This is a genomic window from Sorangium sp. So ce887 (genome assembly GCF_051521455.1).
In the GTDB taxonomy this organism is placed as follows: domain Bacteria; phylum Myxococcota_A; class Polyangia; order Polyangiales; family Polyangiaceae; genus Sorangium.
In genome coordinates, this window is sequence record NZ_CP150354.1 from 4,131,885 (window position 1) to 4,145,603 (window position 13,719).

At 73.3% G+C, this 13,719-nt stretch carries 8 protein-coding genes; 6 read left to right on the top strand and 2 right to left on the bottom strand.

Going from position 1 to position 13,719, the window contains the following annotated elements; translation table 11 throughout:
- Positions 1-37: 37 nt before the first annotated feature.
- The 3 genes from WMF36_RS15360 to WMF36_RS15370 are packed head-to-tail and all read left to right on the top strand — an operon-like array spanning position 38 to position 5,029.
- Positions 38-1,672 (top strand): DUF1592 domain-containing protein, encoded by a 1,635-nt coding sequence (locus WMF36_RS15360; protein ID WP_437580357.1) that lies wholly within the window; start codon positions 38-40, stop codon positions 1,670-1,672.
- Entirely contained in the window at positions 1,669-3,033 is a 1,365-nt protein-coding gene (locus WMF36_RS15365; RefSeq protein ID WP_437580358.1) for a DUF1552 domain-containing protein, read from the top strand. Before WMF36_RS15360 ends, WMF36_RS15365 begins: the two co-directional genes overlap by 4 nt.
- 58 nt (positions 3,034-3,091) lie before the next feature.
- On the top strand, positions 3,092-5,029 hold the full coding sequence (locus tag WMF36_RS15370; protein ID WP_437580359.1) for a L,D-transpeptidase: 1,938 nt from the start codon (positions 3,092-3,094) through the stop codon (positions 5,027-5,029).
- Between the two features lie 43 nt (positions 5,030-5,072).
- On the opposite strand, the gene WMF36_RS15375 is transcribed toward WMF36_RS15370, so the two are convergent.
- Complete coding sequence (locus tag WMF36_RS15375; protein ID WP_437580360.1) at positions 5,073-5,792, bottom strand: hypothetical protein; 720 nt, start codon at positions 5,790-5,792, stop codon at positions 5,073-5,075.
- On the opposite strand from WMF36_RS15375, the gene WMF36_RS15380 reads away from it, so the two are divergent.
- Together WMF36_RS15380 and WMF36_RS15385 are read left to right on the top strand one after the other, a co-directional pair.
- Entirely contained in the window at positions 5,775-6,635 is an 861-nt protein-coding gene (locus WMF36_RS15380; protein WP_437580361.1) for a hypothetical protein, read from the top strand. The two genes, WMF36_RS15375 and WMF36_RS15380, sit on opposite strands and share 18 nt — an antisense overlap.
- 260 nt (positions 6,636-6,895) lie before the next feature.
- Positions 6,896-10,495, top strand: a complete 3,600-nt coding sequence (locus WMF36_RS15385; RefSeq protein ID WP_437580362.1) for a protein kinase domain-containing protein — start codon at positions 6,896-6,898, stop codon at positions 10,493-10,495.
- Positions 10,496-10,534: 39 nt separating this feature from the next.
- Here the strand turns inward: WMF36_RS15385 and WMF36_RS15390 are convergent, their stop codons facing one another.
- On the bottom strand, positions 10,535-12,538 hold the full coding sequence (locus tag WMF36_RS15390; RefSeq protein ID WP_437580363.1) for a PAS domain S-box protein: 2,004 nt from the start codon (positions 12,536-12,538) through the stop codon (positions 10,535-10,537).
- A gap of 474 nt (positions 12,539-13,012) precedes the next feature.
- Here WMF36_RS15390 and WMF36_RS15395 point away from each other — a divergent pair, with 474 nt between their 5' ends.
- Positions 13,013-13,705: a hypothetical protein gene (locus WMF36_RS15395; protein ID WP_437580364.1), complete on the top strand. Its 693-nt coding sequence runs from the start codon at positions 13,013-13,015 to the stop codon at positions 13,703-13,705.
- The last annotated feature ends 14 nt before the right edge of the window (positions 13,706-13,719 follow it).

Here is a 13,719-nt window from a genome sequence, read left to right on the forward strand (position 1 = left end):
CGCGAAGCGCGGCCCCGGCGGCTGGCTGGGGCCCGCGATGATCGTCGTGACGGCGGCAGCCGCCTGCTCCGGCAGGCCCGGCGCCGGGACGGAGGGCGAGCCCCCGCGCTGCGCGGAGATCCGGCCGGGCGCCTCGCCGCTCCGTCGGATGACGCGCTTCGAGTACAATAACACGATCCGGGATCTCCTCGGCGATGACAGCGCGCCGGCGGACGCCTTCGTGATCGAGGAGGAGGCGCTCGGGTTCAACAACCAGGCCGCGGCGCTCGGCGTCACCTCGCTCCTCGCCGAGCAGCTCATGAAGGCCTCCGAGAAGATCGCGGAGCGCGCGGCGCGGGATCTCGAGAGGCTCCTCGAGGGGTGCGACCCGGCGGTGCAAGGGCCCGAGGTGTGCGCCGACGAGCTCATCACGCGCTTCGGCAAGCGCGCGTTCCGCCGGCCCCTCACGCCGCTGGAGAGCGAGCGGTTCGCGCGGCTCTTCGCCTGGGGGAACGACGAGCACGGCTTCTCGACCGGCGTCGAGCTCGTGCTCCAGGGGATGCTCCAGTCGCCGCACTTCCTCTACCGCGTCGAGCTCGGCATGCCGGACCCGGCCGGGGACGGCGTGGTGCCGCTCTCCGATCACGAGATCGCCTCGCGGCTCTCGTACCTGCTCTGGGGCTCGATGCCCGATGACGCGCTGTTCGTCGCGGCCGACGCGGGCGAGCTCCGCACCGCCGAGCAGATCGCCGCGCACGCCCGCCGCCTGCTCGAGGATCCGCGCGCCCGCGCCGCGGTCGCGAACTTCCATGCGCAATGGCTGCAGCTGTCGAACATCGACACGCTCACCAAGGCCACGGCGGTCTACCCGGGCTTCCACGCCGGGCTCCCGGCGCTCTTCCGGGCGGAGACCGAGGCGTTCCTCGAGCACGTCGTGTTCGAGGACGCGGCCGGCGACGTGGCGACCCTGCTGACGGCGCCCTACTCGCTGATGAACGCCGAGCTCCGCGCGTTCTACGGGCTCCCGGCCCCGGCGGGCGGCGCCGGGGCGCCGGGCGAGCTCGCGATCGTGCCGCTCGATCCGGCGCAGCGCGCCGGCTTCCTCACCCACGCGAGCCTGCTCTCGGTGCTCGCGAAGCCGAACCAGTCCTCGCCCGTTCACCGCGGCAAGTTCGTCCGCGAGCGGCTGCTCTGTCAGACCTTGCCGCCTCCGCCGCCCGACATCGACATCCAGCCACCCGAGGTGCGGGGCGGGATCCCGACCCGCAGGCGGTTCGAGCGCCACGCGGAGGACCCGAGCTGCTCCGGCTGCCACCGGCTCATGGATCCGATCGGCTTCGGGTTCGAGCGCTACGACGGGATCGGCCTCTACCGCGAGGTCGACGAGGGCGTCCTGGTCGACGCGAGCGGCGAGATCGCCGGGAGCCGCGGCACGGATGGACACTTCGACGGGGCGGTGGAGCTCGCGCACCGCCTCGCCGAGAGCGACGAGGTGCGCCAGTGCGTCGCGACGCAGTGGTTCCGCTTCGGCTATGGCCGCGCCGAGCAGGCGGAGGACGAGTGCAGCATGAGCCAGATCCAGGAGGCGTTCGCCGAGGGCGGGTACAGCATCAAGGCGCTGCTCGTGGCGCTGACCCAGACGGACGCGTTCCGCTACCGCCGCAGGGGCCCGGGCGCGTGGGGTGAGCCGTGAGCGGCGCCGCGCGGCATCGCGCGTCGAGGAGACGCCTCGACCGACGCACCTTCCTGCGCGGGGCCGGCGGGCTCGCCCTCGCGCTGCCCTTCCTCGACGCGATGGCCGGCTCGGCGAGCGCCGTCGATTTCCCGAAGCGGTTCGTCGTCTTCTTCACCGGCCTCGGCACGGTCAAGAACGCCTGGCAGCCGACCGGGACCGAGACGTCGTTCGAGCTCGGTGAGATCCTCGCCCCGCTCTCGCCCTACCGGGACAAGCTGCTCGTCCTCGAGGGCATCGACATGGAGTCCGCCCACCACGGGCCGGGCGATGCCCACCAGCAGGGCATCGGACAGGCCCTCACGGGCACGGAGCTCCAGAAGGGGACCCTCTTCCCGTACGCCTGCGACCCGGCCGCGCGCGTCGGCTGGGGCGGCGGCATCTCGGTCGACCAGTTCCTCGCCGCGAAGCTCGGGGAGCGCACGAAGCTCTCGTCGCTCGAGCTCGGCGTCCAGGTCCAGTACGCCAACGTCTCGTCGCGCGTCTCGTACCTCGGCCCGGGCCAGCCGGTCCCGCCCGAGGACGACCCGCGCGCGGCGTTCGACCGGCTCTTCCTGGATCTCAGCGCCGACCCGGCGGACCTCGAGCGGCGGCGCGCCCTGCGCCGCCGGGTGCTCGGCAGCGTCATGGAGGACTACGGCTCCCTCGCGAGGACGCTGGGCGGCGAGGACCGACAGAAGCTGGAGCAGCACCTCGACGCGGTGAGCGAGATCGAGAAGCGCCTCGACGCGCCGGGGCTCCTCGGCGGCACGTGCGCGCTGCCGGAGCTGGGCGATCCGCTCGACGTCTACGCGAACGACAACTTCCCGGCGATCGGGAGGCTGCAGACCGACCAGCTCGCGATGGCGCTCGCCTGCGATCTCACGCGGGTCGCGTCCATCCAGTGGAGCGCGACGCAGGCCGGGAAGGTGTTCACCTGGCTGGGCCAGTCGGACACGCACCACGCGCTCTCGCACTCGAGCCCGGGCTACGAGGACAAGCAGCGGCAGCTCATCGACATCGGGCGCTGGCAAGCGGAGCAGCTCGCGTACCTGCTCGGGAAGCTCGACGCCGTCCAGGAGGGCACGGGCACGCTCCTCGACAACACGCTCGTCCTCTGGTGCACCGACATCGCGCAGGGGCAGAGCCACGCGCGTCGCGACATGCCGTACGTGATCGCCGGCGGCGCCGGCGGAGCGCTCCGGACCGGGAGGTACCTGCGCTACGAAGGCGACCCCCACAACAACCTGCTCGTGACGCTGTGCAACGCGATGGGCGTGGACGTGTCGACGTTCGGCAACCCCGCGTACTGCACGGGTCCGCTGCCGGGCCTCCTGGCCTGAGCGCCGGGCGGGTGTTTTGGGCTTTTCGTCGCGCCCCGTTTTTGGCAAGTAGGCCCGCATGGGCGGCCTGCTGTCTTCCGGGAAGCCTCGCTGTGCGCCGCGCTCGATGCGCGCGGCGCGCCTCGTTCTTCGTTTCGCTCGCCTCGCTGGCCTCGCGCGCGTCGCGGCGCTCTCGGCGGCGGTGTGCGGGGCGGGCGCGTGCAAGAAGCCCGCGGACGCGGCGGCGGACGCCGTGGCCGACGACGCGGGCGCGGAGGCGGCCGCCGCGGCGCTCACGGCCGCCGCGGGGGAGCCGGCGCCCGCGGCGCCCACGGTGACGGCGTGGCCGCCGAGCGACAAGCCGCTGCTCGGGATCACCGGCTTCGTGGCGACCGTCTACAAGGAGCCACGCGACACGTCGAAGAAGCTCGGCTACCTGCGCGTCGGCTCCAGGGTGCCCCGCGCCGCCGAGCCCGCCGGCACCGCCGGCTGCCCGGGCGGCTGGTACGCGATCGAGCCCCGCGGCTTCCTCTGCGTCGGCGAGGACGCGACGCTCGATCTCGACGACCCCCTCCTCAAGGCCGCCGGCCCCGGGCCGAACCTGACGGCCGCGCTCCCGTACCGGTACGCCTTCGTCCGCGCCGTGCTGCCGCTCTACCTGCGCGTGCCCACCGCCGACGAGCAGCGCAAATCCGAGTTCAAGCTCGACGAGCACCTCTCGTGGTTCGAGGAGAACAAGGCGACCGTGCAGCGGGTCATCCTCGGCGCGAGCGACGTGGCGATCGACGCGCGCGGCGTGCCGCTGCCGGGCAAGCGGATCGGCGAGCTCGGCCTCGGGAAGAACTCGCTCGAGCTCGGCGAGGGCGCCCTGCTCGGCGCGGAAGGGGACAGCGATCCGATCCCGTTCTGGCTGGAGGGCGGCAAGCGCCTCATCCGCAACATCAGCGACTTCAAGGTGCCGGACTACGCGGTCTTCGCCGATCGCGCGCGGCGCTTCACCGGCCTGTCGCTGATCGGGTCGTTCCCGACCGGACCGGAGTCGCTGAACCGGCGGTTCGCGATCACGACCGATCTCCGGCTCGCGCCCGCCACGAAGATGAAGCCCGACACGGGCTCTCCCTGGCACGGCGTCGAGCTGAACGAGCAGCTCACGCTGCCGCTCGCGTTCGTCCGGGCGCGGGGCGCTCGCGACGTCCAGATCCCGGGGGACAAGGCCACGCCGGGCAAGGAGCTCCCGTTCCGCGACGTCGTCCCGCTGACCGGGCGGATGCGCCGGATCGAAGGGGTGAAGTACTACCGCACGAAGGATCAGCGGTACGTGAGCCAGCTGGACGTCGGGCTCGCGGTCGCCCCGTCCGTGTGGCCCGAGGTCGCCGAGAAGGGCGAGAAGTGGATCGAGGTCTCGATCACGCACCAGACGCTCGTGCTCTGGGAGGGCAAGCGCCCCATCTACGCCACGCTGGTCTCGACCGGTCAGGCGGGGGTGGCCGACCCCAAGACCACGACCGCCACGGTGCGCGGCATCTTCCGTATGCGCAACAAGCACATCACGGCGACGATGGACTCGAACGAGTCGTCGAGCGTCGGCGGCCGCGCGGACACGACCGCCGACGCGCCCTCCGCGTCGCGCGGCGCGAAGCCGGACAAGGGCGGCTCCTCGAAGGAGCGTTCGTCGAAGAAGCCGGGCGCGAGCGCGGCGGCGAAGCCCGAGGCGGACCAGAAGGCGGCCCCCCGCAAGGGCGACGGGGAGTACGGCGTCACGCGGCGCCGCGGCGAGGGGACCTACGCCCTCAAGGACGTGCCGTACATCCAGTACTTCGCGAGCGGCTACGCGCTCCACGCCGCGTACTGGCACGACGTCTTCGGCACGCCGCGCAGCCACGGCTGCATCAACCTGTCGCCCGTCGACGCCCACCGGGTGTTCCTGTGGACCGAGCCCCCGGTGCCGCCGGGGTGGCACGCCATCAATACGGGCGAAGAACTGGGCGAAGGCACGACGATCATCGTGCATGAGTGAGGCGGGGCGCCGTCTGGATTCAGAGGGAGGGAGGGGGGACGGCTTAGCCGCGGGGCGGGGCGGTGTGGAGGAGGTCGTCCAGGGCGTCGTCGGCGGGGGGGGTGAGGGTGTCGAGGAGCGCGGCGAGGTGGTCGTGCTGCTCGGGGGTGAAGGGGGCCATGCCGAAGCGGGCGCGCACGCCGGAGAGGCGTAAGGTGAGGCCGGCGCCGTGCTGGTAGCCGGCGATCCAGGGGCCACGGGCGAGCTCGTCGCAGATGTGACGGAGGCGCGCCTCGAAGGCGGGGCGATCGGTGAGAGCGGCGGTGGGGGAGGGGGCGCGCCGGTCGAAATGATGGATCGAGGCGGCGGCCTCGGTGGGCGCGCCGGCGATGGCCGTGAGGCCGGCGCGGAGGTCGTCGAGCAGGGGCGCGAGGCCGGTCCGGCGCACGAGCGCGCCGTCGAGACACATCTCCCAGAGCACGTGGGCGAACAGCGCTAGCCGCGGCGCGCCGAGCGCGGCGCCGCGCAGCGCCTCGGAGAGGCGACGCTCCCCCTCCACGAAGACGGGGGCGGCGTGGAACCAGCGGTCGAGGGCGACGTGGTGATCGATGCCGGCCAGCACCTCGGCGAGGCAGGTCGTCGGGGCGTCGGGGCGCTCGGGCGCGCGCGAGGGCTTCACACGCCGGTCCGCCATGCGCCAGAGGTCAGGGAGCATCGCGCCCGCGCCGGCGGCGACCGAGCCGAGGTCGCGCGCGGCGAGGTGCCGATGAAGCAGGAAGTTCATGCGTTCAGGATGGCGCCGCCGCCCGCGGCGGTCGACGGTGAACCGATGCAGCGCGGTCTCCCTCGCCTCTCGCTCTTCGAGTGGAACGATTCGCCGTGGTCTCCCGGTCCGCTGCGCGAGCTCATCATCGAGTCGCTGAGCCGGACGATCCGGTGGGGCGGCATGCTGCGCGGCCTGATCGCGCCGTTCCGGGGCTTCCTCGCCGCCTCGGGGGCGACAGAGGTCATCGAGCTCGGCGCAGGCGCGGCCGGGCCGTCGGAGGTGCTCATCGACGAGCTCGTCCGCGCGGGCGCGACGCCGCCGCGCTTCGTGCTCACCGATGTCCTGCCGCAGCCGGAAGCGTGGGCGGCAGCCGCCACGCGGCACCCGTCGCTCGTCGCCTTCGAGCCCTCGCCGGTGGACGCGACGCGCATCCCGCGGGCGCTCGCCGAGGGCCGCGCGCGGCTGATGATCAACGCCTTCCACCATTTCTCTCCCGAGCTCGCGCGGGCGATCCTGGCGGACGCGGTGCGCGGCTCGTCCGGCATCTTCCTGTCCGAGGGGTTCGAGCGGAACCCGCTGGGGTTCTTGCCCATGGTGCCGGTCGGCGTCGCCGCGCTCGCCGCGAACCCGCTGCTCACGCGCCGATCCCGGGCCGCAAAGGCGTGGCTCACGTGGGCGACGCCGATCGCCGCGGCGGCCAGCGTGTGGGACGGCGTGGTGAGCACGCTCCGCGTCTACACCGAGGCCGAGCTGCGGGAGATGGTCGCCCCGCTCGGCGGCTCCTTCCGGTGGGAGTACGGCACCTATGAATTCCCGCTCTGGGGCAAGGGCTATTACTTCTTCGGCGTCCCTGCGGCGTGAGCTGCGCGAGCCCTGGACCCGTGGTCAATCTCAATACGAGGGGGGTGAGGTGCTCACCTTCACGGGCGACCACGATCTCTTCACCTTCATCACCCGCTGATCTTCTCGGACGCCGTGCCGGCCACACCGCCGTCCATCTCCCCACCGGCGCTGCCCCCGCAGGGCCCCTCCTCGCCGGCCCCAGCGGTCCGGGCCCTCGACTTGCGCCGGCCGTTGCCTCTCTTGCTCGTGGTTCGTCGCAGCAGGTAGCCTAGGTAACGATGCAGGCCAGCGACCCGTTCGGCTGGGTGGGGTCGATCATCGACGGTCAGTTCGCTGTCGAGGCGCTGGCGGGCGAGGGCGCGTTCGGCGTCGTCTACCGGGCCCGGCATCTCGGCTTCGACGCGCCGGTCGCCGTCAAATGCCTCAAGATCCCGACGGGCCTGAGCCCTGAGCAGCAGGACGCCTTCCTCGCCAAGTTCCGCGAGGAGGCGCGCCTGCTCCACCAGCTCTCGCGCCGGACGATGGGCATCGTCCAGGCGCTCGACATCGGCGCCGCGGCCGCGCCGAAGGGGCCCTGGACGCCGTACATCGTCATGGAGTGGCTGGAGGGCGAGACGCTCGAGCAGGACCTCAGGCGCCGCCGCGCCGAGAACCTGCCGCCGAGGAGCCTCGCCGAGGCGATCAAGCTCCTCGCGCCGGTCGCCTCCGCGCTCGCCGTCGCCCACGACGAGAACGTGTCCCACCGGGACGTGAAGCCGGCCAACCTGTTCCTGCTCGGCGACCGCATGAAGGTGCTCGACTTCGGCCTCGCCAAGGTCTTCTCCGAGACGCCGACGTTCGCCGAGGCGCTCGTCCAGACGGGACGAACGTTCCGCGCCTTCACGCCGCAGTACGGCGCGCCGGAGCAGTTCAGCCCGCGGTTCGGCGCCACGGGGCCATGGACCGACGTCTATGCGATGGCCCTCATCCTCGTCGAGGTCGCCAGCGGTCAGCCCGCCCTCTCCGGCAGCGACGTGATCCAGCTCTTCGTCGCGTCGAGCGACGAGTCGATCCGGCCGAGCTTCCGCTCCCGCGGGGTGAACGCGAGCGCCGACGTCGATGCGGTCCTCGGCCGCGCGCTCGCGATCAACCCCGCGCAGCGGTTCCACAACCTCGGCGAGATGTGGTCCGCCCTGGAGACCGCCCAGCGCTCCAGCGTCGTCGTTGTGGCGCGCGACACCCTGCGCGCGCCCGCGTTCGGCCAGGATGCCGGCGGCCGCGACGACGACGACCCCGACGGGCTGCTCGACTTCGCCGCCATCCACCTGCCGCCGCTGCCTCCGCCGCCCGCGCTCTCGGTCCCGCCGGCGTCGCGGCCGCCGGCGTCGCGGCCGCAGCGGCGGCCGCCGGAGAGCAGCGGGGGCCGGGGGAGCGTCAGCCCCGATCGGAGCGCGCCGAGGGGCCGGGCCGGCGTCCCGTTCGATAGCGGAGAGCACCGGGTCTGCACCGTCCTGTTCGCCGATCTCTCCGAGGCGAACGCGCTCTCGTCGCGGCTCGATCCCGAGGACGTCAAGGACGTCGTCGATCGCTGCTACGAGGCGCTCGCGGAGCACGTCGAGCAGATGCACGGGATCGTCGAGCGGCCCATCGGCGGGCGCGTCATGGCCGTCTTCGGCGTCCCCCGCTCGACCGACTGCGACGCGGAGCGGGCGATCGTCGCGGCGCTCGGCGCGCAGGCCGCGATCCCGCGCCTCGCGCTGCCGCGCGCGGCGCGCTCGTTCCGCCTCTCGGTGCGGATCGGGATCTCGACGGGGCGGGTGTTCGTCGGCGCCGCGAGCTCGGCGCGCCAGGATCTCGCGGTCCTCGGCGACGCGGTGGACGTCGCCGCGCGCCTGCAACAGATCGCGCCGCGCGGCGCGATCGTGATCGGCCGCGACACCCACCGCCTCGTCCTCGGGCGCTTCCGGGTCGAGCCGATCGAGGCGAGCGCGGACTCCGGCGCGGTCCGGGCGGCGCCGGCGTCGCCGGAGCCCGCCGCTCGCGGCGCGGCGCTGCCGATCTACCGCGTGCTCGGCGAGGCCCCGCTCCACCGCGCGTTCGCGCCGACCGAGTTCCACGGGCTCGCGACGCGGCTCGTCGGGCGCGGCGCGGAGATGCAGCGCCTGCGCGATCTCGTCGAGACCGCCTTCCACGAGCGGCGGCCGCGCCTCGTCACGCTGGTCGGCGCGCCCGGCGTGGGCCGGACACGGATGCTCGCCGAGCTCATCGCGGGCCTCGGCGACGGGCCGGCGTTCGGCGCGCCCTCGTCCGAGCGCGGCGCCGCGTCCTCCCCGTCCGAGGGGCTGTTCGTCCTCTCGGCGCAGTGCTCGGCGCTCGCGCGGGAGACGAGCTACGGGCTGGCCGGCGCGCTGCTCCGCCGCTGGTTCGGGATCCACGAGGCCGACCCGGCCCAGGTCATCCTGCGCAAGCTGCGCCGGGGCCTGCGCTGGCTCCGCCTGCGCACCGCGCGCGCCCGCGCCCGCGCCGAGCGGGAGGCCGCCGGCGCGGGGACCCGCGCCGCGCTCGGGGGCGCGTCGCCCATCGTGACCCGCGCGTCGACCATCCCCCTGCGAGGGCCGGTCAGCTCGACCGTGAGCGGGCGCAGGGCAGCCGGCGCGGTGCGGTACGAGGACGACGACGAGCTCGACCCTTCCCCGTCGCTGGCGAGGTCGAGCGGATCGAGCGACCTCGAGGACATCCTCGCCCGGCTGGCGGCCATCCTGGGCGCGCGGCCTGCGCCTGCCGGGCTCCTCGAGGCCGCGGCGCGCGGCAGCGTGCTGGCGAAGCGCCGGATCGCCGCCGCGCTCGCGCAGCTCGTCACCTTCGCGCTCGAGCGGACGCCGATGGTGATCGTGTGCGACGACCTCCAGTGGGCCGACGACGCCACGCTCGACCTCATCGAGGAGCTCGTGGCGCACGCCGAGGGGCTGCCGCTCTGCGCGGTGTGCGCCGCGAGCCCCGAGCTCTACGAGCGCCGCCCGGACTGGGGCATCGCGAAGGAGGCCTACGTCCGCGTCGACGCGCTCCCGCTCGCGCGGCGGCACGCGGAGGAGATGATCCGGGATCGGCTCCGCGGCGTCTCCGAGCTCGACCCGGAGCTCGTGCGCGCGCTCGCCGAGCGCGCCGAGGGCAACCCGCGCACCGTCGAGGAGATGCTCCAGCTCCTCGTGGACGCCGGCGCGATCGAGGCGCAGGACGGCGCGTGGCGCGTGCGCGAGGACGCGATCGGCACGCTGAGCCTGCCGCCGTCGGTGCACGGCGTCGTCCAGGCGCGCCTCGATCGCCTCGACGCCGACGCGCGCGGGCTCCTCGCCCAGGCGGCCGTCGTCGGCAGGACCTTCTGGGAGGGCGCGGTGGAGCGCCTCCGGAACGACGCTCCGCAGGCGCGCTCGCCGATGTCGAGCGAGCGCATCCTCGCCGAGCTCCAGGATCTCGACCCGCCGTTCTCGGTGCGGCACGGCGCCGGCGCGTCCACCGCCGAGCTGCTCGCGCGCCTGTGCGATCGCCAGCTGATCCGGCTCCGCACCCCCGCGTCGTTCCCCGGCGAGCGCGAGTACGTGTTCGCGGAGCACGCCACGTGCGAGGTCGCCTACGAGATGCTGAGCCTCAAGATCCGGCGGCGGATCCACCTGCTCGTCGCGGACTGGCTCGAGCACCGCGCCCCGGACGCGGCGGCGCGCGACGATGGCGCGGCCCTCCTCGCGCACCACTACGATCGGGGCGGCGATCTGCGGGCAGCCGCGGCGGCGTACGACCGCGCCGTGGCGTACGCCGCGGCGATCGGCGAGGGCGCCGAGGCGGCGCGCCACGCGGCGCGGGCCCGTGAGCTTTACGACGAGCTCGCGGCCGACGAAGCGTAGACGCGCGCGGCGCGGGTTCGGGGCGGAGCCCCGAGGGAGCTACCGCGCCTTGCGCTGCACCTTCGGCAGGCGCGTGCCCGACACGCGCAGCGCGTGGCGCAGGGCGTCCTCCAGCTCGCCGAAGGTCTCGAAGGTCCGCGCGTCGCTGCCGAGCTCCACGATCGCCTGCGCGACCCTGGGGGAGATGCCCGAGATGAGGCAGCGGCTGCCGAGCAGGCTCGCGGCCCGGGCCACCTGGAACAGGTGGTCGACGGTCGGCGCGTCCACGTCCTCCACGCCGGTCAGGTCGAGCACGGCGAAGTGGGCCTGCGTGCGGACGACTTCCCCGAGCAGCTTCTCCATGATCTGCGTGGCCCGGCCGCTGTCGAGCGCGCCGATGATCGGCAGCACGAGGACGCCCTCCCACGCCTGGATGATGGGCGTCGACAGCGCGCGGATCGCCTCCTGCTGCTGGCGCAGGACGCTCGCGGTCCGCTCGCGTTCGGCGTTCTCCTCGGCGAGCATCCGGTTCTTGCCCTCCAGCTCCTCGGCGTACGCCTCGAGGCGCTCGATCGACTGGCGCAGCTGGTCTTCGAGCCGCTTGCGGTCGGTGGTGTCCCGCATCGTCACGGCCACGCCGTCCTGGATCGGCACGACCTGGTGGTGCACCCAGACGCCCGGGCGCGACGGCTCGGCGGGCGGCGCGGGCAGGAGGATCTCCTCCGCGAGCGGCGTTCCTTTCCGGATGACGCGAAGGCACTTCTCGAGCAGGACGCCGGCCTCGACCGAGTGCTCGAGCTGCGAGAGGCGCTGGCCGAGGAGCTGCTCGCGCTGCATCGACAGCATCGCCGCGGCGCGCGCGTTGAGGCCCGTGATCACGAAGTCGGCGATCTCCTCGCTCTCGTCGCGCCGGCACCTCATCGTGAGGAACGCGTCCATGCTGGCCTCGACGGCCGCGTGGAACCGCGCTTCGCTCTCCCGGCGCAGCTCCTCGGCGCGCCGGCGCTCGGTGATGTTCTCCGCCACGATGAGCACGTTCGTGACCTCGTCGGCGCCCCGGATCGGGCTGACGTGGTTCGCGTACCACGCTCGCCCGCCGTTCACCCCCACGCCGACCACCTCGTAGTGCGCCCGGTCGCCCGTCCGGAGCACGGTCTCCAGCGCCTCCTTCACGGTCCCGTGGTACTCCGGCGACGTGAAATCGTAGAGGCTCCGGCCGACGAGGCTCTCCTGATCTATCCCCGGAGCAGTCCGGTTCACGGAGACGATCCGCGCGTCCTTGTCGGCGACGGTCAGGAAGTGCGGGATGCCCTCGTAGAGCGCCCGCAGCTTCTCTTCGGACTCGCGGAGCGCGAGCTCGGCGCTCTTGCGCCGCGTCACGTCGCGGGCGACGAAGTAGACGAGCCCCTCGTCGAGCGCGAGCATCGCGTTCCACTCGAGCCACCGGTACGAGCCGTCCTTGCAGAGGAAGCGGTTCTCGTAGGTGAGCGTCTGCGCGCCGGTCGAGAACGTATCGGTCTCCGAGAGGGTGCGCGCCCTGTCTTCGGGGTGGATGAACTCGACGTACGGCCGGTCCATCAGCTCCTGGCGGCTGAACCCGAGCGTGCGTTCCCACGAGGGGCTGAGCTCCCTGAAGCGTCCGTCGAGCGTCGCGATGCCGAGCATATCGACGGCGAGCGCGTAGAGGCGCCGTTGCTCCTTGTCCTCCTCGCGCACCACCGCGCGCAGGATCGTCCCCGAGCCCTCGGTGAGGGCGAGCCGGGCGAGCTGCGTGTCGGCCTGGATGAACCCGCCGCCCGGCCGCCTGTAGAGCCATCGAAACCGCTGCGGCTCGCCGCGGCTCGCCGCGTCGATCCGCTGCTTCAGGCCTTCCGCCGAGGCGTGTCCATCGGGCTGCAGGAGCGGCGAGAGGCCCGTGAGCTCGCGCCCGAGCAGGCCCTCCGTGGACCCGGCGAGCAGCCGCACCGCGCTCGGGTTGGCGTCGATCACGCGGCCGTTCTCGAGGAGGAGGAGCGGGTCCTCGGCCGCCTCGAACGCGGCGCGGTAGAGATCACGGTGGCTCATCGCTGGCGCCGCCTGGCGCAGGGAGCGTCCTGCTGCCGCGTTGTCCTCTCGAGCTCGATCGCCAATCCGCACCTCGCGCGGCCGCCTGCATCCCCCTCTGTCGCTGCCGCCAACGGCTCATTGTGCAGGAAGCCTCGGTGGAGATCGAGAACCATGAGCCCGCTCTGTGCGTCGCCGTCGCCGTCGCGCGCGTCCTCGTGGCCGTTGCTGCCTCCGAGCGTCGCCCCGTTCATCCGTCGGCTCGGCACAGGCCGCCCGGCCGAGCGCGAGCCGTTCGGTTCGGTTCGGCGCGGGTCGTTCGTTTCGGCGCGGGCTGTCCGTGCCGCCGTTCATCGAGCTGTTGCCTGCCTGCCACTTGCCGGCGACGACCTCTCGCGTGTCTCTCGCGTCGTGGTAGCGTTGCGCTGTGTCGGGGAGGTTTCCTGCTGCACGACTTGCTGGCGGGCCGTGCTCGCGCGGCGCGAGGGGGGCGCGATGATCTCCGAGGCGTGCGGGCTCTGCGCCTGGCCGGCGAGCCTCGAGGTCGGGGACGTGCAACGGCACAAGAGCGCGCTCATGGATGTGGCGCTGCAGATGCGCGCCGAGGGCAAGGATCCGCTCGCGCGCGTTGCCTTCCGGGGTGCGCTTTACTGGCAGCGCTGGCTCTTGACGAAGGAGCCGGGGCTTCATGAGGAGGCCCGGGTCGTCTCCGGTCTCGAGTTCGCCCGCGAGGCTGGCGACTGGAAGGAGGCCGATATGCTCCTCGCTCATGCCGACAGGTCGAGCGCGCTCGCGGAGCTGCCGTTCGTCGATCACTGGAAGACGCTCGTCGCGGAGCACTTGCCGGAGCAGGTCAGCGACGAGCACGAGCTCGAGGCGGCGTTCCAGGAGTTCCGGCGGCATCCCAGCGAGGCGGCCGCGGAGAACGTGCGTCGCTGTGCGACGGCGATCGCGCCGCTCGGATCGCCGGTCGCGGTGCACAGCCTCCTTGCGCGGGTCGCGGTGGACCTCGGTCAGACCGAGGAAGCGGAGTTCCACCTCGCGGCGCTCGTCGTTTGCCGGCCGCTCTGGATCCCTTACGTCGTGCAGCTGGCCGAGCACCAGGCCAAGCTCGACCTCCCCCGCGCCCTTCGCACCATCGAGGCCGCGCGCCGTCTCTTCGGCCCCGACTTCTGGCTACCGCTTTAGAGCAGCGCGGCGGG

What these genes read in the sequence shown, in the direction of transcription:
- WMF36_RS15395 (WP_437580364.1), top strand. Translation starts at nt 13,013, where the DNA reads ATGATCTCCGAGGCGTGCGGGCTCTGCGCCTGGCCGGCGAGCCTCGAG.
- WMF36_RS15380 (WP_437580361.1), top strand. Translation starts at nt 5,775, where the DNA reads ATGAAGCAGGAAGTTCATGCGTTCAGGATGGCGCCGCCGCCCGCGGCG.
- WMF36_RS15385 (WP_437580362.1), top strand. Translation starts at nt 6,896, where the DNA reads ATGCAGGCCAGCGACCCGTTCGGCTGGGTGGGGTCGATCATCGACGGT.
- WMF36_RS15375 (WP_437580360.1), bottom strand. Translation starts at nt 5,792, where the DNA reads ATGAACTTCCTGCTTCATCGGCACCTCGCCGCGCGCGACCTCGGCTCG.
- WMF36_RS15360 (WP_437580357.1), top strand. Translation starts at nt 38, where the DNA reads ATGATCGTCGTGACGGCGGCAGCCGCCTGCTCCGGCAGGCCCGGCGCC.
- WMF36_RS15390 (WP_437580363.1), bottom strand. Translation starts at nt 12,538, where the DNA reads ATGAGCCACCGTGATCTCTACCGCGCCGCGTTCGAGGCGGCCGAGGAC.
- WMF36_RS15370 (WP_437580359.1), top strand. Translation starts at nt 3,092, where the DNA reads ATGGGCGGCCTGCTGTCTTCCGGGAAGCCTCGCTGTGCGCCGCGCTCG.